Source organism: Nocardiopsis sp. NPDC058789, from assembly GCF_042745575.1.
In the GTDB taxonomy this organism is placed as follows: domain Bacteria; phylum Actinomycetota; class Actinomycetes; order Streptosporangiales; family Streptosporangiaceae; genus Nocardiopsis; species Nocardiopsis eucommiae.
In genome coordinates this window covers 16,603-35,899 of the sequence record NZ_JBHYOW010000005.1, presented here as the reverse complement: position 1 = coordinate 35,899, position 19,297 = coordinate 16,603, and the positions used below count along the sequence as shown (strand labels likewise).

Below are 19,297 nucleotides of genomic sequence, written 5' to 3'. Positions count from 1 at the left end.
GTTGACTGTGTTGCTACGCTCGCCCCAAGGTGCGGTCGTTCGGGGTACCCGGAGCGGGCATGTGTGCAGCTCATGACGGCGAGGTGGCGGCTAGATGACACGGTGGGGTGAGCCCTTCCGGGAGAGCGACGCGCTCGTCACGGCCGAGGTCGTCGACCAGGCCCAGATCGCGATCGTCGTCATCGACCGGTTCAGCCTCCTTCGATACTGGAACCCGTACGCCCGCGAGCTGTTCGGGTTCGTCGGCGGGCGCGACTACGTCGGCCTGTCGCTGCTCGACATCGGCATCCACGAGTCCGACCGCGAACACGCCTCCGAGCTGGCGCGGCGCGTGCTCCGCGGCGAGCCGTGGGAGGGCACGTTCGCCGTGCTCAAGGGTGACTCCTCCTGGATCCACGTGCGCGCCCAGGCCGTGCCGATGCGCGACGAGTCCGGGGAGATCGACGGGATCACCCTGATCGCCCGTGAGGCGCTGCGCAGCGGCCGGGTCGAGGAACAGTACGGCCTGCTCGAACGCATCGGCAGCCGCCTGGCCAGCTCCCTGGAGTTCGACTCCACGGTCAGAGGCGTGGCCGGGATCCTGGTGCCGCAGTTCGCGGACCACTGCTTCATCGACCTCTACGACCGCGACCGCCTGGTCAGACAGGTGTCCGTGCACGCCGAGGGCTGGACGCCCCCCGCCAACACGTGGTTCGACGTCGGGGACGAGGTCCGCTACCCCGAGCGCCACTTCGTGACCCAGGCGATGCGCCGCCTGGAGACGGTGGTCACCAGCGACTACCTCTTCGAGAACTCTCCCAACGACCGGTCCGACCGCGTCTCCCGACAGGTCGGCGTCACCTCCGCGATCGCCGCCCCGCTCCGGGCCCGCGGCGAGGTCCTCGGCGTGCTCACCCTGGCCCTGTCCGGGCTCTCGCCCCGTCAGAAGAGCAGCTACGGCGGCTTCGACCGCGACCTGGTCGGCGCCATCGCCTCCCGGGTCGCGCTGGCGATCGACAACGCCCGGCTCTTCGAGGAGCAGCGCAGCACCGCGGTGGCCTTCCAACGGAGCCTGCTGCCCAGCGACTTCCCCCCTCTGGACGGGCTGACCGTCGCGCACCGCTACCTCCCCGCCGGCCCGCTCCAGGGGCACGGGCACGGCATCCAGACCCAGGTCGGCGGCGACTTCTACGACGCGATCCCGCTCTCGGCCGGACGTGTCGGCCTCGTCATCGGTGACGTCGAGGGCCGGGGCCCGCACGCCGCGGCCGTGATGGGCCAGCTGCGCGCCGCGCTGCGCGCCTTCGCCCAGGCCGACCGCGAGCCCGCCGACATCCTGCGCGAGCTCGACGAGTGGGTCCGCCAGCTCGGCATCCCGGACAGTGGGGGCGGCGTGTGGATCCCCAGCGTCAGCTGCCTGTACATGGTCTACGACGCCTGGTCCCGCGAGCTGTCCTACTCCAACGCCGGTCACGCGCCGCCGCTGCTCATCACCTCCGAGTCGGTCGAGACCCTCGACCTGGAGGTCACCGACCGCATGCTGGGCGTGCGCGCCAAGGGCGGGTCGGGCGAGGACATCGTGTACCACCAGGCCAACCTGCGGCTCCCCCTGGGCGCCACCCTGGTCATGTACACCGACGGTCTGGTGGACCGCAGGCCGGTCGGGGGCAGGGCTGACCCCGAGCGCGCGCTGGCCCGGATGACCGAACGCGTGGCCGAGGTCGCGGACAAGGACGTGGACCAGATCGCCGAGGCCGCCGTGCACAGCGTGCCCGGCGTGCTGGACGACGACACCGCGCTGATGGTGGTGCGCACCCACTCCGAGGAGCTGGCGCTGCGTGAGGGCTGGTTCCCCTCCGAGGCCTCGACCGTCGGCGCCGCCCGGCACCTGGCGGCCGACACCTTCAACGAGTGGGGGGTCGACCGCGACCAGGCCGAGCTCGCCTGCCTGCTGGTCTCGGAGATCGTCACCAACGTGGTCATCCACGCCACCCCGCACCCGGTGCACCGCGAGTTCACCGGAAGCGGCGTGCTGGACTCGGAGACCCCGCTCGACGGAGGCGGCGCGGCCGACGAGTTCGACGAGGACTGGAGCGATCTCCTGGAGGCGGTCGCGGAGGAGGACGAGTCCGCCGAGGACCCGGCGGACAAGGAGTTCCTGCTCCGGTTGCGCCGTGGCGCCAACGCGGTGTGGGTGGAGGTCTTCGACCACGACCTGCGTCTGCCGCGCATCCGCAGCGCCGCCGCCGACGACGAGGGCGGGCGCGGCCTCTACCTGGTGGAGCAGCTGGCCAGCCGCTGGGGATCGCGCCCCACGCCGGACGGCAAGGCGGTCTGGTTCGAGATGCCCATGCACGCCGAGGTCCGCGAGGCCGAGAAGGACGACGACGCGTAGGCCGCACGGACCGTCCCGTTCCCGAGGAGGGGTCGTGCGGCGGGGGCGAGGGGCCGGTCCTGGGTGACCCGACCGAGCCGCGCACCCGTCGGTTCCTCCGACGCGTCATCGACGCGGGACCCTCCGACCGGCGCGAGGCCCCTTCTTCGCTGGTCGGGAACGGTGTCGTCGTAAACCTGTTTCCGGACGGGAAAAATAGGAGCCGCACCCGTCTTGTTTCTCTGTAGTCGGCTGGTTACTTTATTCAGTGGTAAAGGACTGGACCGACATGGGGAATGGTGGTGCGCGCATTGCGTGAGCACGGCGCGAAAGTGACTCCGGGGCCCTCCTGGGGTTTCATGGAACAAAGTCCCAAGAGGTTCCCGCGTTCCCTTCGCCACCCGGCACGGTCCGGCCTGCGCGGTGGCCTCTCGGTCTTCGGTGCCCTGGCCCTGGTGGTCGCGATGGCCTCCCCCGCCTTCGCCGAACCGCCGACCGCGCTTCCCGCCCATTCCTCCGAGGCCGAGGAGAAATGGCAGCCCGCCTTCGACTACGACACGGACGGCTGTTATTCCACCCCCGCCATCGGGCCGGACGGAACTGTCGCCGAAGGGCTGAACACCTCGGGGGCCCTGAACGGAAACTGCCGGGACCAGTCGGACCTCGACAACACCAATTCCTATTCTCGGGCCAGCTGCGACGGCAGCGGGTGGTGCGCGTACATGTACGCGCTCTATTTCGAGAAGGACCAGATCATGCACGGCTGCTGCGGGCACCGGCACGACCTGGAGCACGTCGTCGTGTGGGTGTTCGAGGACGAGGCCCGCTACGTGTCCGCCTCCGCGCACGGCGACTACGACACCCGCGCGGCGGAGGACATCCGGTGGGAGGGCACCCACCCCAAGATCGTCTACCACAAGGACGGCGCCTCGACCCACGCCTTCCGGTTCGCCGCCGACCACGACGACCCGCCGGAGAACCACTACGGCGTCTGGCAGTACCCGGACCTCGTCGGTTGGGAGGGCTACCCCGAGGGGATCCGGGAGATCTTCGTGGCCGCCGACTACGGGGCGGCCCAGCTCGACCTCAGGGACGAGCGGTTCCCCGACGCCCTGGCCAAGGCCGTGCCCGACGGGATCGACTTCGACCCGTACGCCCCCTGACCCGCACCGGACCAGACCCCCGGCCCGACCATGCCCTCGTCAGACCATCACGGCCGGGTCCGCCCGTACGGTCCTCACCCGCCTTTGGACCGTGCGTCGGGCCCGTCCATCCCCCCGGACGCCGAAGGGCCCGCCGACCCAGTCGAGACGCTGGGGCGGCGGGCCCTCGGTGTTGTCCGTGGAGGGGGTGCTCAGCGGTAGGAGTTGGCCCACAGCAGCAGGCACACGAAGACGAAGAACACGACGATGCCGCTGGTCGCCCAGGGGATGTGGATCCTGGGCCGGAGCTTGCGCACGGCGATGACCAGGAGCACCACCAGCAGGCCCATCACGATGAGGCCGTCCCACGATCCGCTCACGACCGGTCCCTTCGGGGTTCGGGGGTCTACAGGCCCAGGCCCCTGCCGACGATCTCCTTCATGATCTCGGTGGTGCCACCGTAGATCGTCTGCACGCGGGAGTCCTGCCAGGCCCGTGCCACGGGGTATTCCATCATGTACCCGTACCCGCCGTGAAGCTGGAGGCACCGGTCCATGACGCGGTTGCACATCTCGGTCGTCCACCACTTGGCCTTGGCGGCGTCCTCCACGGTGAGCTCACCCTCGTTGAGCAGCCGGACCCCGCGATCCACGTAGGTCCGGCCCAGGTCCACCTCGGTGGCCAACTCGGCCAGGACGAAACGGGTGTTCTGGAAGCGCCCGATCGACCGGCCGAAGGCGGTCCGCTCGCGGCAGTACTCGATGGTGTGCTGGAGGACGTAGTCCGCCGAGGCGACCGCGCAGGTGGCGATGGACAGCCGCTCCTGGGGCAGGTTCTGGAGCAGGTGGATGAACCCCTGGCCCTCGGTGCCGATCAGGTTGGCGGTCGGCACGCGGACGTCGTCGAAGAAGAGTTCGGCGGTGTCCTGCGCCTTCATGCCGACCTTGTCGAGGTTGCGGCCGCGCTCGAAGCCGGGCGTGCCGCGCTCCACGGCGATCAGGGAGAAGCCCTGCGCACCGGCGTCGGGGTCGGTCTGGCAGACCACGATGACGAGGTCGGCGTTGACGCCGTTGGTGATGAAGGTCTTGCCGCCGTTGACGACGAACTCGTCGCCGTCGCGCACGGCGGAGGTCCGGATCCCCTGGAGGTCGCTGCCGGTGCCGGGCTCGGTCATGGCGATCGCGGTGATCAGCTCGCCGCTGGCGAAGCCGGGCAGCCAGCGCCGCTTCTGCTCGTCGGTGGTCAGCCCCACCATGTAGGGCGCCATGACGTCGTTCTGGAGGGTGATGCCCAGACCGCTGGCGTGCGCGCGGCAGATCTCCTCGTTGACGATCTGGTTGTACCGGTAGTCGTGGAGCCCGGTGCCGCCGAACTCCTCGGGGACCCCGTGGCCGAGCAGGCCGACGGTCCCCGCCTTCACCCACACCTCGCGGGGCACGATCCCGTCCTTCTCCCACTGGGCGTGGAAGGGGACGACCTCCCGCTTGAGGAACTCGGCCACCGATTCGCGGAAGAGGTCGTGGTCGGCGTCGAAGAGTTCCCGCTTCATGCTCAGCTCCGAGGGTGTCGGGGATCACTGTGTTCCCACACGGTAACCGAACCGCGTTCGGTTTTGAAGCGCGGGGGGCAAGCCGGAGCAAAGTTCCGGGACCCCCGCGCGGTTCCCGGAGGCGCGGCGGTCGCGGGTTCCTAGGGTGGACCAGCAGCCGGGCCGTGCGGAGTCGGCCGGCCCGACCCCGGGAGGCGATTCGATGACAGAGAGCCCCGCCGACCAGCGCGAGTCCCAGAGAGGGCGGATCGCGCTGATTATGACCGCCCTCATGCTGGCCGTCCTGCTCTCGGCGCTGGACCAGACCATCGTCTCCACGGCGCTGCCGACGATCGTCTCCGACCTCGGCGGGCTCAACCACCTCTCCTGGGTGATCACCGCGTACCTGCTGGCCGTCACCGCCAGCACCCCGCTGTGGGGCAAGCTCGGTGACCAGTTCGGCCGCAAGCGTCTGTTCCTCGGGTGCATCGCGATCTTCCTGGTGGGCTCGGTGCTGTGCGGACTGGCCCAGAACATGCTCCAGCTGGTGCTGGCCCGGGGCCTCCAGGGCGTGGGCGGCGGCGGGCTCATGGTGCTGGCCTCCGCGATCATCGGTGACGTCGTCTCACCCCGGGAGCGCGGGAAGTACCAGGGCCTGTTCGGCGCGGTCTTCGGGGTCTCCAGTGTGGCCGGGCCCCTGTTGGGCGGGCTGTTCGTGGACCACCTGTCCTGGCGCTGGGTGTTCTACGTGAACCTGCCGCTGGGGCTGCTCGCCTTCTTCACGGTCCTCGCCGTGCTGCCCCGGCAGGACCCGGTCGGCCGCCGGAACATCGACTACGCGGGCATCACCCTGCTCGCCGCCACCGCCGTCTGCCTGACCCTGGTGGCGTCCTGGGGCGGCGGGGTCTACGGCTGGCTGTCCTGGCAGATCCTCTCCCTGGCCGCCGCCGGGCTGGTGCTCGGCGTGGGCTGGTGGCTCACCGCGAGGCGCGCTCCGGACCCGGTGATGCCGCTCGGGCTGTTCCGGAACCCGACCATCGTGGTCGCCATGGCCATCGGCTTCTGCGTGGGTTTCGCGATGATGGGCTCGATGGCGTTCCTGCCGCTCTTCCTCCAGATCGTGCACGGACTCTCCCCCACGGCCTCGGGGCTGCACCTGCTCCCCATGGTCACGGGCATGCTCATCACCTCGATCACCAGCGGCCGCCTGGTCACCCGGACCGGCCGGTACAAGGTCTTCCCCGTGGCGGGCATGGCCCTGACCTCGATCGGCCTCTTCCTGATGTCCGGCATGGGGCCGGACAGCTCCCTGTGGGAGATGGGCCTCTACTTCTTCGTCCTCGGCTCCGGACTGGGCCTGGTGATGCAGGTGGTGGTCCTGGTGGTGCAGAACGCCTCCTCCTACGACGACCTGGGGGTCTCGACCTCGTCCGCGACCTTCTTCCGGTCCATCGGCGGCTCCTTCGGCACCGCGGTGTTCGGGTCGGTCTTCGCCGGGCAGCTGGCCTCGGACCTGGCCGCGCGGGCCGGGTCGCTCGACCTTCCGGCGGGGGTGGACGCGACCTCGCTGGAGAGCGACCCGAGCGCCATCGACCGCCTGCCCTCGCAGGTGCAGGCGAGCTTCCTGGAGATCTACGCCGACGCCATCGACACCGTCTTCCTGTGCGCGGTGCCGGTCGCCCTCGTCGGCCTGGTGCTCGCCCTCTTCCTGCGGCAGGACGTGCTGCGCACGACCATCAGGACACCGGACCTGGACGAGACCGTGGCCCCGGTGGCCACGCCGAGCCGCAGCGCGATGGACCAGGTGGAGCGCGAGATCTACGAGGCCTGCGGGTCCGAGGGCACGGAGACCATGTACCAGCGTCTGCGGGAGGCCTCCGGCCTGGAGGTCTCGGCGGAGGCCTGCTGGGCGCTGAGCCACATCGGGGTCCAGGGGCCGCTCGGCGTGGACGACCTGGTGCGCATGTCCGGCCTGAGCCCCTCCCGCTGGGCCGACACCCACCAGGAGCTGCTGGAGGCCGGGTACCTGGTCGACGACAGCGCCCCCTGGGAGCTGAACTGGCGGGGGGAGGACGCCGTGCGGCGGCTGTACGAGGCCCAGCGGACGGCGCTGCGCTCGCTGCTCTCCGACTTCGGCCCCGAGGAGCATCCCGACGTGTTCGACGTCCTGGAGCGGGTCACCGGCACCACCCTCGGTGACGAGGGCGGGCGTTGGGGCGACCGCACGGACTGACCGGACCTGGGCGGACGCCCGCAAGACGGGGTCGGGGGCTTGCCAGGGAGTTCAAACCGAATACAGTTCGGTTCTATAGGACGTCACATCCCACGCCCCTTGGAGGACCCAGTGGCTGAGGCCTACATCGTCGGTGCGGTACGCACCCCCGTCGGCACCAAGAAGGGTGCCCTGGCCGCCGTGCACCCGGCGGACCTGGGCGCCCACGTCCTCAAGGAGCTCGTCGAGCGCACCGGGGTCGACGCGGCCGCGGTCGAGGACGTCATCATGGGCGTGGTCAGCCAGGCCGGTCCGCAGGCCCTGGACCTGGCCCGCACCGCATGGCTGTCCGCCGGGCTGCCCGAGTCGGTCCCCGCCGTCACCATCGACCGCCAGTGCGGCTCCTCGCAGCAGTCCCTCCACTTCGCCGCCCAGGGCGTCATGTCCGGCACCCAGGACCTCGTCGTGGCGGCGGGCGTGGAGAACATGGGCATGGTCCCCATGGGCGCCAACGTCCAGTTCGCCCTCGACAACGACCTCCCGCTGTACGGGCAGGGGTGGATCGAGCGGTACGGCTTCCAGGAGATCTCCCAGTTCCGGGGCGCCCAGCTCATGTGCGAGAAGTGGGGCTACAAGCGCGAGCAGCTGGAGGAGTTCGCGCTGGAGAGCCACCGGCGGGCCGCCGCCGCGCAGGAGGCCGGGTACTTCGACGCGCAGATCGCTCCCATCGCGGGGGTGACCAGGGACGAGGGCGTGCGCCCGGACACCACCCTGGAGAAGATGGCCGGGCTCAAGCCGCTGCGTGAGGGCTGGGAGCTCACCGCCGCGATCGCCAGCCAGATCTCCGTGGGCGCGGGCGCGCTGCTCATCGCCTCCGAGCGCGCCGTGGAGCGGCACGGGCTCACCCCGGTCGCCCGCGTGGTGCAGCTGTCGCTGGTCGGGGACGACCCGGTCTACATGCTCACCGCGCCGATCCCCGCGACCCGGATCGCCCTGGAGAAGGCCGGTCTGAGTATCGACGACATCGATGTCACGGAGATCAACGAGGCCTTCGCCCCGGTCCCGATGTCGTGGACCGAGGAGCTCGGCGCCGACCCGGCCAGGGTCAACCCGAACGGCGGCGCCATCGCTCTGGGCCACCCGCTGGGGGCCACCGGCGCGATCCTGATGACCAAGCTGGTCAACGAGCTCCACCGGACGGGTGGCCGCTACGGTCTCCAGACCATGTGCGAGGGCGGCGGCCAGGCCAACGTCACCATCGTCGAACGCGTCTGACCTCCCCGTACCCCGACGGGCCGCGCACCCCGTGCGCGGCCCGTCGTCGTGGAACACCCGGAGTTGGTGCGGAGTCTCCAGAAGTAATACCTGTGAAGTATTACCCTGGTTCCATGAGGATCACCGAGAAGGGTCAGGTCACCATCCCGGTCGAGGTGCGCAGGAGACTCGGTCTCAGCCCCGGAGACGAGGTCGAGTTCGTCCTGGAGGGCAACGGTGCGCGTGTGGTTCGCGCGGCGACCGAGCCCTCACGCGGCCAGCGCCTCGTCGAGCGACTGCGCGGTAGGACCACGACCAGTATGAGCACGGACGAGATCATGGCGTTGACCAGGGGAGACGATGACGACTGCTGAGGCCGTCAGGTCCTGCCTGGAAAGTGACGGAGCCGGGCCGTCCTCCACGATGGTCGACACCAACGTGCTGCTGGACGTCCTCACCGGCGATCCCACCTGGGGTGAGTGGTCGGAACGGGCCTTGGTGGAGGCGGCTGACCGGGGCCCCGTGGTGATCAACCCGATCATCTACGCCGAGGTCTCCGTGGGCTTCACCCGCATCGAGGAACTGGACCTCGCGCTGGGCGGCGACTTCGTTCGCTCCGACCTGCCGTGGGAAGCGGCCTTCCTGGCCGGAAAGTGTCACCTCCGCTACCGGAAGCAGGGCGGGACCAAGCACGCGCCGCTGCCGGACTTCTACATCGGTGCCCACGCGGCGATCGAAGGCCATCAGCTCCTGACCAGAGACGCCCGGCGATTCCGGACGTACTTCCCGTCGGTGAAGCTGCTCAGTCCGAACTAGGTGACCACGGCCCCGGTGGGAAGGCCCCTCCGAACCATGGGTGCCTCCCCGTACCCCGACGGGCCGCGCACCCCGTGCGCGGCCCGTCGTCGTGGGAACCCGCCTCACCGTCGATGCCCATGGCTGCGGTGGAGGTGTGACGCGGATGACGTGGACGGCCGACGAGGAGTTGACGTGTGCGCCGCGGGCTGACCGCCGTCAGCGGACGGGGTGGGCCAGGCCCTCGCCGCCGACGCCGTTCTCCAGGCCGAGCCAGGCCGCCATCTCCTCCAGCTGCGCCACCAGTTCGGGCATGGTGTCGGCGGGGGCGCCCTCCTCCAGGGTGATCTGGCGGGCGAGCAGGGTGCCCGAGGCGCGGTCCGCCTTGAGGTCCACCCGGGCCACGAGGTCGTCACCCAGCAGGAAGGGCAGCACGTAGTACCCGTGCACCCGCTTGGCGGCGGGCACGTAGATCTCCAGGCGGTAGCGGAACCCGAAGAGTTCCTGGGCGCGGTCGCGGGTCCACACCAGGGAGTCGAACGGGCTGAGCAGGGCGCGGGCGTCCACCCGGCGCGGGACGCGGGCGTCCCGGTGCAGGTAGGCGGGGCGCTCCCAGCCCTCCACGGTGACCGGGACCAGTTCCCCGGCGTCCACCAGGTCGGCCACGGCGGCACGGGACCCCGCGCCCTTGAGCCGGAAGTAGTCGCGCAGGTCGGGCTCGGTGGCGATGCCGTGCGCACGCGCGGCGATGGCGACCAGCTCGCGGTGCGCCTCCTCCGGTGTGGGGTGGGGGAGCGCGTGCACCTCGGCGGGCAGGACGCGTTCGGGCAGGTCGTAGCGGCGTTCGAACTGGGTGTTGCGGCCGTTCGAGGTGAGGTCACCGATCCAGAACAGGTACTCCAGGCACCGTTTGATCTCGGACCAGTTCCAGCCCCAGTGGTCCTTGGCGCGCGGCACGTCGTGGGCCAGCGCCGCCTCCACCTCCCGGGCGGTGGCCGGACCGATCCGGGCCACCTCCTCGTGCACCGCCCGGACCAGGTCGGGCTTGTCCTCGCGGATGCCGTTCATCCACCCCACGTTCCGCTGGGCCCGGTTGAGCTCCATCCGGTACCGCATGAGGCGGTGGGTGGCGGGCGGCACCAGGCTCGCCTCGTGCGCCCAGCACTCGACCAGCCGGGCCGGGCTGTCACCGACGCTCGTGGTGGTGGCCCGGTCCAGCAGGGCCGGGGAGTACGTGCCGATCCGGGCGAACACCGGCAGGTACTGGCTGCGGGCGAGCACGTTCACGCTGTCGATCTGGAGCAGCCCCACCCGCCGGACCACGCGCGCCAGGTGCGCGAGTGTGGGGGTGGAGCCCGGCCGGGGGTCGTGGAAGCCCTGGGCGGCCAGGGCGATCCGGCGGGCCTGCGGCAGTGAGATCTCCGCGTCGCGGCGGGGGTGTGGTGCGGCCATCTGGTCACCGTATCCGCAGCGGACGACGTTTCCGGGAAGGGATTCAGCCCGTCCGGCGGTGCAGGTCGTCGAGCACGGACGGCCCCGGATCGGCGGGCGCGATCCACGGTCCGGGCAGCGACGGGTCCAGGACCCCCTCCTCCAGCCAGGTGTAGGAGTCGGCCATCAGGCGCCGGGCCAGCCTTCCGTCCAGCTCGTCGGTGTTGGACCACAGCCCCTCGAAGAGGGGCTCGACCCGCAGTCGGGACTGGCGGCAGAACACGTCGGCCACCTCCAGCGGCGTGGTGCCGCGTTCGGGGTGGGCGTCCGCGTCGGCGCGGGCGCGCACGACCACGGCACTCGTCGCGAAGAGCTCGGCGCCGACGTCCACCACGCGACCGAGGAACCCCTGCCTGGCCTCCAACCCTCCCCGCCAGCGGGCCATCCCGTGGAAGGTGGAGCGCGCCAGCCGACGCGAGGCCCGCTCCACGAAGCGCAGGTGCTCCGCGAGTGGGCCGAACTCCTCGAAGGCGGACGGCACCTGACCCCGGCCGACCACCAGGGTCGGCAGCCACCGGGCGTAGAACCCGCCCGCCCTCGCTGCGGCGCGCGCCCTCCGGACCCGGCCGGCGTCGGGGTCGACGAGGTCCCCGGCCACGGACAGGTGCGCGTCCACGGCCTCGCGGGCGATCAGGAGCCGCATGATCTCCGTGCTGCCCTCGAAGATCCGGTTGATCCGCAGGTCGCGGAGCAGCTGCTCGGCCGGCACGCCGCGCTCGCCCCGCGCCGCCTGGGATCCGGCGGTCTCGTATCCGCGTCCGCCGCGTACCTGGACCAGTTCGTCGGCGACCCGGTAGGCCATCTCCGACGTCCAGAGCTTGGCCAGGGCCGCCTCCACCCGGATGTCGTGGCGCCCGTCGTCTGCCATCCGCCCGGTCAGGTCGAGCACGGACTCCATGGCGTACGTCGTGGCCGTGATGAAGGACAGTTTCCTGGCGACCTCCTCGTGCCGACCCACCGGCTCACCCCACTGGACGCGCTCACGTGCCCACTGACGGGCGATCCCGGTCGCCCACTTGCCCGCGCCCACACAGAGGGCGGGCAGGGACAGGCGTCCGGTGTCGAGCGTGGACAGCGCGATGCGCAGCCCCCGGCCCTCCGCGCCGATCCGCTGGGCGGCGGGCACCCGCACCCCGTGCAGGCGGGTGACCCCGTTCTCCAGGCCCTTCAGTCCCATGAAGCGGTTGCGGTGCTCCACGGTGACGCCGGGGGAGTCGCCCTCCACCACGAACGCGGTGATCCCGCCGGGGTGGCCGGGCCCCTCGGGCACCCGCGCCAGCACGAGGAGGAGCTCGGCCACCACGCCGTTGGTGGTCCACAGCTTGACCCCGTCCAGCAGGTACGCCGCACCGTCGTCCGTGGGCGTGGCCCTGGTGCGCAGCCGTGCCGGGTCGCTGCCCACGTCGGGTTCGGTGAGCAGGAAGGCGCTGACGGCCCCTTCGGCGCACCGGGGCAGGTAGGCGCGGCGCTGTTCCTCGGTGCCGAACCGGTGGACCGGCTGGGGGACCCCGATGGACTGGTGGGCGGAGAGCAGGGCGGCGATCGCCGGGCAGACGGAGCCGACCAGGGTCAGGGCGTGGTCGTAGTGGTACTGCGAGAGGCCGAGCCCGCCGTAGCGGGTGGGGATCCTCATGCCGAACGCGCCGATCCCGCGCAGGGCCGCGACGGTCTCGTCGGGGACGCGCTCCTCCAGCTCGACGCGCGGGGCGTCGACGCCCGCGCACACCTCACGCAGTCGGGCGAGGAAGGCCTCCGCGCGCCGTGTCGCGGATGCGTCCGGGTACGGGGGATCGACCAGGTCCAGGCGCAGGCGGCCCAGGTAGAGCTCCCTGGCGAAGCCCGGCCGCTTCCCTCCGCCCTGTCTGGCGCGTTCGGCCTCCCGCCGGGCCTCGCGGGGATCGTCCGTCGACATGACACGTTCACCTCACCTGGAGGGAGGGTCCCTGTGGCCTCTCCCACAGGCCTACCCGAAGGGTGCGGGTCCGATACCCATGAGGGCCCCGGTACCCGGGGGGCGGGAAAAACCTTGCGCACGATGCGAACCGTTCGAGGGGCGTGGCCGTCCAACGAAGCGCGACGGAAACCAACCGAGCTCATGCCGGGAGTCGCCGAACCCCGGTGCGGAGGACGGCCGCACCGGGGTTCCTCGTGTCCGCACCCGCCGGATGCGCGAGTCCGGCCAGGTCGGAGCGGTCCGTCGGCGCGATCCTCTAGCCTTTGGCTGTGCGTATCGCGACATGGAATGTGAACAGTGCCCGGGCCAGGGCCGAGCGGATCGGTGACTGGCTCGACCGGAGCGACATCGACGTCCTCGCCATCCAGGAGACCAAGGCCCGCGACGACCAGTTCCCCGCCTCGGTCCTCACCGACCGCGGGTACGAGGTGGCCCACCACGGCCTCTCGCAGTGGAACGGCGTCGCGATCGCCTCGCGCGTGGGGTTGGAGGACGTCCGGATCGGCTTCCCCGGCCAGCCCGGCTACGGCGACCCCGAGGAGCGTGAGGCCCGCGCCATCGGCGCCACCTGCGGCGGCGTCCAGGTGTGGAGCCTGTACGTGCCCAACGGGCGGGAGGTCGACCACCCCCACTACGCGTACAAGCTGCGCTGGCTGGAGGCCCTGCGCGAGGCGGGCGCCGCGCGTCTGGCCGAGGACCCCGAGGCGCAGATCGCCTACGTCGGTGACTTCAACATCGCCCCGCAGGACGACGACGTGTGGGACATGGCCGCCTTCGAGGGGCTCACCCACGTCACCGAACCCGAGCGCACCGCCTTCACCCGGCTGGTCGACGCCGGCTTCTCCGAGGTCGTGCGGGAGTACACGCCCGGACCCGGCGTCTACACCTACTGGGACTACAAGGCGCTGTCCTTCCCCAAGCGCAAGGGCATGCGCATCGACTTCGTGCTCGCCTCGCCCGCGCTGCGGGCGCGGGTGACCGGTGCGAGCATCGACCGCGAGGAGCGCAAGGGCAAGGGCGCCTCCGACCACGCCCCCGTCATCGTCGCCCTCGACGGTGCTGACAGCCAGCCGGTCGACCGGCCCAAGAAGTGACCTGGGAATGAACAGAGAAGTGGGTAACGAAGTGAGCGCCGTGCCGCGCCTCGCCGTCCTCGGCAGCGTCAACATGGACCTGGTGGCCTACGTGGACACGGTCCCGGGTGGCGGCGAGACCGTCACCGGCACGGACTTCCGCCAGGTCCCCGGGGGCAAGGGCGCCAACCAGGCGGTGGCCGCCGCGCGGGCCGGGGCCGAGGTCGCCTTCCTCGGGGCCGTCGGAGACGACGCCTTCGGCGCCGAACTGCGCGCCAACCTGGTCTCCCACGGGATCGACGCCTCCGGTCTGCGCACCGTCCCGGGGGTGTCCGGGGTCGCGCACATCGCGGTGGACGGCCGGGGCGGCAACCGGATCATCGTGGTGCCGGGCGCCAACGCGGCGGCCGGAGCGGTCGACGGCGACGAGGCGCGGGTGGCCGGTGCCGCCGCGCTGCTGCTCCAGCTGGAGCTGCCGATGGAGGCCGTGGTCGCCGGGGCGCGGCTGGGCCGGGGCCTGGGCGTGCCGGTCTACCTGACGCCCGCCCCCGCGCGGGATCTCCCGGACGAGCTCCTGGCCAACGTGGACGTGCTCGTGCCCAACCAGCACGAGGCGGCCGCCATCACCGGGCACACCGAACCGCGCGCCGCGCTGGCGGCGCTGCTGGAGTGGGTGCCCGAGGTGCTGTTGACGCTGGGCGAGGACGGCTCGCTGTTCGGGCGTCGGGGCGAGGAGCCGGTGCACGTTCCGGCGCGTCAGGTGGAGGCCGTGGACACCACGGCGGCCGGTGACACGTTCTGCGGCTCGTTCGCCGTGGCCCGGGCCGAGGGCCGCTCGGCGCGGGAGGCGATGGAGTTCGCCGCGGCCGCCGCCGCGATCTCCGTGGGACGGCACGGAGCCAGTTCGTCGATGGCCTCGCGGGACGAGGTGGAGGCCCTGCTCAGGGGCTGAGCGCGGTGACGCTCCTGCGGTCGGGCCCCGACCGGGGCGCCGGGCGGGAGCGCGCGGGATCGGGCACACCCCCTGGCCACGGAGGTCAGGGGGTGTGCCCGATCTGCTTCAGGAACGGCGCGGGGTCCTGGTCCTGGAGACGGACCTCCAGCACGATGTCCACGGTGTCCCCGACGAGACGGCCGCCCCAGGGCACGGGCCCGCCGTCGCCCACCCCGAAGTCGGACAGGCTGATCCTGGTCGTGGCGGAGAAGAAGTGGCCGTACGTGTCCTCGGGTGAGGCGTAGTCGGGGGCCTCGCCCACCCACGCGCCGTCGAGGACGACGGGGAGCGCCGTGCCGTGGAGGGTGAGGTCGCCGTGCAGGCGGAAGGAGTTCCGCTTCCTGCCGGGCTCCAGGCGGGTCGAGGTGAAGCGGATCTCCGGGTGGCGCTCGACGTCGAGGAAGTCGGCGGAGCGCAGGTGGGCGTCCCGGGCGTCGACACCGGTGTTGACGCTGTCCGACGCGATCACGACCTCCACCGAGGAGCGGGCGGGGTCCTCCGTCACGTGGACCCGCCCCTCGGCCCTGCCGAAGGTGCCCTGGACCCGGCCGAAGCGCAGGTAGTGGGCGACGAAGATCAGGCTGGAGTGCAGCGGGTCGAGGTGCCAGGTACCGGTGCGCGGGCCGAACTCGGGCATGGATGTCATGGGCGCTAACTCCCTCTGTGTCCGGTATGAGACATTTGTCCACTTACTGTAGGTCCGATGCCCGACCAGATCCCCTGGTTCGCCTCTGACCTGCGAAGAGACTTTCGACTCGCCGTTCGCAAGCCCCGTGACGCGGCGTTCCGACCGGACACGCGAAGGAGGGCCGGAGCCCGTGGCCCCGACCCTCCCGACGTACGCGCGCCGACGCGCTACATGTGCTCGGGCGACTCCACACCGAGCAGGTCCAGGCCCTGGACCAGCACCCGCAGCGCCACGGACACCAGCGCCAGCCGCGACTCACGTTCGGCGTCGGTCGACGCCGTCAGCACCGGGCAGTGCTCGTAGAAGGCGGTGAGCGACTGCGCCAGCTCGAACAGGTACGTGGACAGGCGGTGCGGCTGGAGGTGGTCGCCCACCTGCTCCACCACCGCGCCGAAGCCGAGCAGCTTGAGCGCGAGGTCGCGCTCGGAGCCCTCGGAGACGGTGATCGCGCCGTCGACGGCCCGGGGGTCCACCCCGCCCTTGCGGAAGATGGAGCGGATCCGGGCCTGCGCGTACTGGATGTACGGACCGGTGTTCCCGGTCAGCGCCAGCATGCGGTCGAAGTCGAACACGTACTCGGTGTCGTGCGAGACCGACAGGTCCGCGTACTTCACCGCGCCGATGCCGACCTTGCGGGCGATCTCCGCCTGGCTCTCGGCGTCCAGGTCGGGGCGGTTCTCCGCGACCACGGCCGCGGCCCGCTCGATCGCCTCGTCGAGCAGCTGCACGAGCCGGACCGGGGCGCCGCTGCGGGTACGCAGGATCTTGCCGTCCGGGCCCAGCACGTTGCCGATCTGCACGTGCGTGGTCTCGACGCGGTCCGGCAGCCACCCGGCCTTGCGGGCGGTGGCCCAGACCATCTTGAAGTGCATGGCCTGCGGGGCGCCGACCACGTACAGGATGCGGTCGGCCTTGAGGTCGTCCACCCGGTACCGGACGGTCGCCAGGTCCGTGGTCGCGTAGCCGTAGCCGCCGTCGCTCTTGCGGACGATCAGCGGGACCGGCTTGTCCTCGCGGCCGGTGAAGCCCTCCAGGAACACGCACAGGGCGCCGTCGCTGATCTCCGCGATGCCCTTGGACTCCAGCTCGTCGCACACGTCCGCGAGCATCGCGTTGTAGCTGCTCTCGCCGGCGAGGTGGTCGTCGGTGAGGGTGACGCCCAGCTTGGCGTAGACCTTGTTGAAGTAGATCCGGGACAGGCCCACCAGCTCGCGCCACAGACGCAGCGTCTCCTCGTCGCCGCCCTGGAGGGCGACCACCCGGCGGCGCGCACGGGCGGCGAAGTCGTCCGGTCCCTCGCCCGAGGAGTCGAACTTCGTCCGGGCCGCCTGGTAGAAGGCGTTGGGGTCCGTGGTGAGGAGGTCGGCCTCCTCGGAGTCCTCCCCGGCCTCCAGCAGGTGCTCGATGAGCATGCCGAAGGGGGTGCCCCAGTCACCGATGTGGTTCTGTCGGATGACGTGGTGGCCCAGGAACTCCAGCGTGCGGGCCAGGGAGTCGCCCACCACGGTGGTGCGCAGGTGCCCGACGTGCATCTCCTTGGCCACGTTGGGCGCGGAGTAGTCGAGCGGGATGTTCAGGCGCTCCTGGACCGGAACGCCCACGCGCGGGTCGTCGAGGAGCTGGCGCGTCTGGTCCGCGATCCAGTCCTCGCGCAGCGTGAGGTTGATGAAGCCCGGCCCGCTGACCTCGATGTCTCTGCACACGTCAGCGACGTCGAGGTGCTCCATGATCGCCGCGGAGACCTCGCGGGGCTTGCGGCCCAGGCGCTTGGCGAGCGCGAGTGCGGCGTTCGCCTGGTAGTCGGCGAACTGGGACGGACGGACGACGGGATCGGTGTCGGCGTACTCGGGGCCGAAGGCGGCGCCGAGGGCGGACTGGACCCGTCGCGAGAGTACTTCCTGCGGGTCGGCCATGCCCCTAAGGGTACCGACCGCCTATCCCCCTCCCGACAGGTTTCAAACGGTCCTCCCGGCCGCCGATACGCCGGGGCCCCGCCGGATACGCTCCCCTCCATGAGTGAAGCCTGGAACCCCGAAGCCCCCGGTGTGCTGAGACTGCCCTCGGGCCGCCTGGTCCGTGGCAGGGGCCTCGGCTACCCGCTGCCCCAGGGCCCGACGCCCGGGTTCGGGGTGTACCTGCTGGAGCACGAACCTCCGGCCTTCACGTGGCCCGGCCGCTGGGTGCGCTGGCCGGACTTCGGCCTGCCCGCCGACGACGCGGACGCCCTGGCGGGGTTCCGCGAGGCCCTGGAACGCGCGGACGGGGAACGGGTGGAGCTGGCCTGCCTGGGCGGGCGCGGCCGGACCGGGACCGCGCTCTCCTGCCTCGCCGTGCTGGACGGGGTGCCCGCCGAGGAGGCCGTGGCCCACGTACGCGAGCACTACTCGTCGCACGCGGTGGAGACCCCCGAGCAGGAGGCCTACGTGCGGGCCTTCGGGGACGCCCGCGACTGAGCCGGGCACGTCCGCCCCGTCCGGATCAGCGTTCCTCGGAACGGCGGTGGAGCCAGTGCGCGGAGCGGTGGGGCACCCGGCGGCGGATCTGGTCACCGATCCGCCCGCCCGCCAGGTCGTGGGCGAGCCGACAGGCCTGCGCGATGCCCTCCGGGTGGCTGTCCCCGTGCGCGATGACCACGGTGCCGTTCAGGCCCAGCAGGGCGGCGCCGCCGTAGGTCTCGCTGTCGAACCGTTCCCGCAGTCTGCGCAGGGCGCCGCGCTGGAGCACCGCCCCCGCCTTGGCCATGGTGGAGGAGGTCAGGGCGTCCCGGACGGCGTCCATCGTGAAGGCGGCGGTCCCCTCGATGGTCTTGAGCGCCACGTTGCCGGTGTGGCCGTCGGTGACCACCACGTCCACCCGGCCGAGCATGAGGTCGTGGCCCTCGATGTTGCCCCGGAAGTCCATGGACTCGGATCCCTCGGCGGCCAGCAGTTCGCTGGCCCTGCGGATCAGCTTGTTGCCCTTGCCCGGTTCGGAACCGATGTTGAGCACGCCCACGCGGGGCCGCTCCACCCCGAAGGCGGTCTGCGCGTAGGCGCACCCCAGGTGCGCGAACTGGACCAGCATCTCCGGTTTGGCGTCGGCGTTGGCTCCGGCGTCCACCATGATCGTCGGCACCGGTCCGGTCGGCAGGGTCACCGCCAGGGCCGGGCGCAGCACCCCGGGCTGGGTCCGCAGCCGCACCGTGGAGGTGGCCACGATCCCGCCGGTCGAGCCCGCCGAGACCAGCGCGTCCGCGTCGCCCCGACGGATCAGGCGGCAGGCGACCGCGGCGCTGGAGCGCGGGCGCCGCCAGCTGGCCAGGGCCCCCTCATCCATGGCGAGGGTGTCCTCGGCGTGCACCACCGGGACGTCGCGCAGGGCGCCCTCCTCGGCGAGCTGGGCGGCGATCTCGGTCCGGCGTCCCACGAGCAGGACCCGGAGGCCCAGTTCCCGGACGGCCCTGACGGCGCCGCGCACGACCTCCCCGGGGGCGTTGTCGCCGCCCATGGCGTCCACCGCGATGATCGGCGGTGACGTACGCGGTACCGGTGCGTCCGCGTCGGATGTGCCAGTCACAGCTTCCTCACACGGTCGGTTGGTGCTGATGGGCGGGTGCGGTGGGCCGTTCACGCAGCTCGGCGCGGTTTCACGGCACGGGTGACCGCGCCCTTTCGGGGCCGGACGGGGTGATGTGGTGACACGTTATCGGGTCGCCCCGCCACTGACTACGGACGGTACGTTCGTGCAGTCATGCGAGGATACTTCCTGTATGTCCAGGTCAGGGCTGGATATTACGCAGAGTGGGTACAAAGCCCCTAGACGGGGTATATCCGC

General features: G+C 71.5%; 16 protein-coding genes. 9 read left to right on the top strand and 7 right to left on the bottom strand.

Translation table 11 applies throughout. The features are described from left to right. Window positions 1–94: 94 nt before the first annotated feature. Both ACFW3L_RS08045 and ACFW3L_RS08040 read left to right on the top strand, forming a co-directional pair. Window positions 95–2,374 carry a SpoIIE family protein phosphatase gene (locus ACFW3L_RS08045; protein WP_378737702.1) on the top strand — a complete coding sequence of 760 codons (2,280 nt, stop codon included), beginning with the start codon at window positions 95–97 and terminating at the stop codon, window positions 2,372–2,374. Window positions 2,375–2,712: 338 nt separating this feature from the next. Then, window positions 2,713–3,516, top strand: coding sequence for an NPP1 family protein (locus ACFW3L_RS08040; RefSeq protein ID WP_378737700.1), 804 nt, complete (start codon window positions 2,713–2,715; stop codon window positions 3,514–3,516). Between the two features lie 191 nt (window positions 3,517–3,707). Here the strand turns inward: ACFW3L_RS08040 and ACFW3L_RS08035 are convergent, their stop codons facing one another. Next, on the bottom strand, window positions 3,708–3,875 hold the full coding sequence (locus ACFW3L_RS08035; RefSeq protein ID WP_184366419.1) for a hypothetical protein: 168 nt from the start codon (window positions 3,873–3,875) through the stop codon (window positions 3,708–3,710). A gap of 26 nt (window positions 3,876–3,901) precedes the next feature. Next, complete coding sequence (locus ACFW3L_RS08030; protein ID WP_378737698.1) at window positions 3,902–5,044, bottom strand: acyl-CoA dehydrogenase family protein; 1,143 nt, start codon at window positions 5,042–5,044, stop codon at window positions 3,902–3,904. A 202-nt stretch (window positions 5,045–5,246) separates the two neighbouring features. Here ACFW3L_RS08030 and ACFW3L_RS08025 point away from each other — a divergent pair, with 202 nt between their 5' ends. From ACFW3L_RS08025 to ACFW3L_RS08010, 4 genes are all read left to right on the top strand, one after another. Continuing rightward, complete coding sequence (locus ACFW3L_RS08025; RefSeq protein WP_378737696.1) at window positions 5,247–7,256, top strand: MDR family MFS transporter; 2,010 nt, start codon at window positions 5,247–5,249, stop codon at window positions 7,254–7,256. Between the two features lie 111 nt (window positions 7,257–7,367). Continuing rightward, window positions 7,368–8,510: an acetyl-CoA C-acetyltransferase gene (locus ACFW3L_RS08020; RefSeq protein ID WP_378737694.1), complete on the top strand. Its 1,143-nt coding sequence runs from the start codon at window positions 7,368–7,370 to the stop codon at window positions 8,508–8,510. A gap of 113 nt (window positions 8,511–8,623) precedes the next feature. After that, entirely contained in the window at window positions 8,624–8,863 is a 240-nt protein-coding gene (locus ACFW3L_RS08015) for an AbrB/MazE/SpoVT family DNA-binding domain-containing protein (RefSeq protein WP_378737692.1), read from the top strand. Continuing rightward, window positions 8,850–9,305 carry a type II toxin-antitoxin system VapC family toxin gene (locus ACFW3L_RS08010; RefSeq protein ID WP_378737690.1) on the top strand — a complete coding sequence of 152 codons (456 nt, stop codon included), beginning with the start codon at window positions 8,850–8,852 and terminating at the stop codon, window positions 9,303–9,305. Before ACFW3L_RS08015 ends, ACFW3L_RS08010 begins: the two co-directional genes overlap by 14 nt. Window positions 9,306–9,503: 198 nt before the next feature. On the opposite strand, the gene ACFW3L_RS08005 is transcribed toward ACFW3L_RS08010, so the two are convergent. Then, on the bottom strand, window positions 9,504–10,736 hold the full coding sequence (locus ACFW3L_RS08005; protein WP_378737688.1) for a winged helix-turn-helix domain-containing protein: 1,233 nt from the start codon (window positions 10,734–10,736) through the stop codon (window positions 9,504–9,506). A gap of 43 nt (window positions 10,737–10,779) precedes the next feature. Next, window positions 10,780–12,687: an acyl-CoA dehydrogenase family protein gene (locus tag ACFW3L_RS08000; protein WP_378737686.1), complete on the bottom strand. Its 1,908-nt coding sequence runs from the start codon at window positions 12,685–12,687 to the stop codon at window positions 10,780–10,782. Between the two features lie 311 nt (window positions 12,688–12,998). Here ACFW3L_RS08000 and ACFW3L_RS07995 point away from each other — a divergent pair, with 311 nt between their 5' ends. Both ACFW3L_RS07995 and ACFW3L_RS07990 read left to right on the top strand, forming a co-directional pair. Next, window positions 12,999–13,823, top strand: a complete 825-nt coding sequence (locus tag ACFW3L_RS07995; protein ID WP_378737684.1) for an exodeoxyribonuclease III — start codon at window positions 12,999–13,001, stop codon at window positions 13,821–13,823. 7 nt (window positions 13,824–13,830) lie between these two features. Further along, a complete protein-coding gene (locus ACFW3L_RS07990) occupies window positions 13,831–14,754 on the top strand; it encodes a ribokinase (RefSeq protein ID WP_378737682.1) in 924 nt (307 codons plus the stop codon). 85 nt (window positions 14,755–14,839) lie between these two features. Here the strand turns inward: ACFW3L_RS07990 and ACFW3L_RS07985 are convergent, their stop codons facing one another. Then, window positions 14,840–15,442, bottom strand: coding sequence for a YceI family protein (locus ACFW3L_RS07985; RefSeq protein WP_378737680.1), 603 nt, complete (start codon window positions 15,440–15,442; stop codon window positions 14,840–14,842). A gap of 209 nt (window positions 15,443–15,651) precedes the next feature. Next, window positions 15,652–17,397, bottom strand: a complete 1,746-nt coding sequence (gene argS / locus ACFW3L_RS07980; RefSeq protein ID WP_378737678.1) for an arginine--tRNA ligase — start codon at window positions 17,395–17,397, stop codon at window positions 15,652–15,654. A gap of 99 nt (window positions 17,398–17,496) precedes the next feature. Between argS and ACFW3L_RS07975 the strand changes: the two genes are divergently transcribed. After that, a complete protein-coding gene (locus ACFW3L_RS07975) occupies window positions 17,497–17,937 on the top strand; it encodes a protein phosphatase (protein WP_378737676.1) in 441 nt (146 codons plus the stop codon). A 25-nt stretch (window positions 17,938–17,962) separates the two neighbouring features. On the opposite strand, the gene plsX is transcribed toward ACFW3L_RS07975, so the two are convergent. Next, window positions 17,963–19,039 carry a phosphate acyltransferase PlsX gene (gene plsX / locus ACFW3L_RS07970; RefSeq protein WP_378737674.1) on the bottom strand — a complete coding sequence of 359 codons (1,077 nt, stop codon included), beginning with the start codon at window positions 19,037–19,039 and terminating at the stop codon, window positions 17,963–17,965. Between the last annotated feature and the right edge of the window lie 258 nt (window positions 19,040–19,297).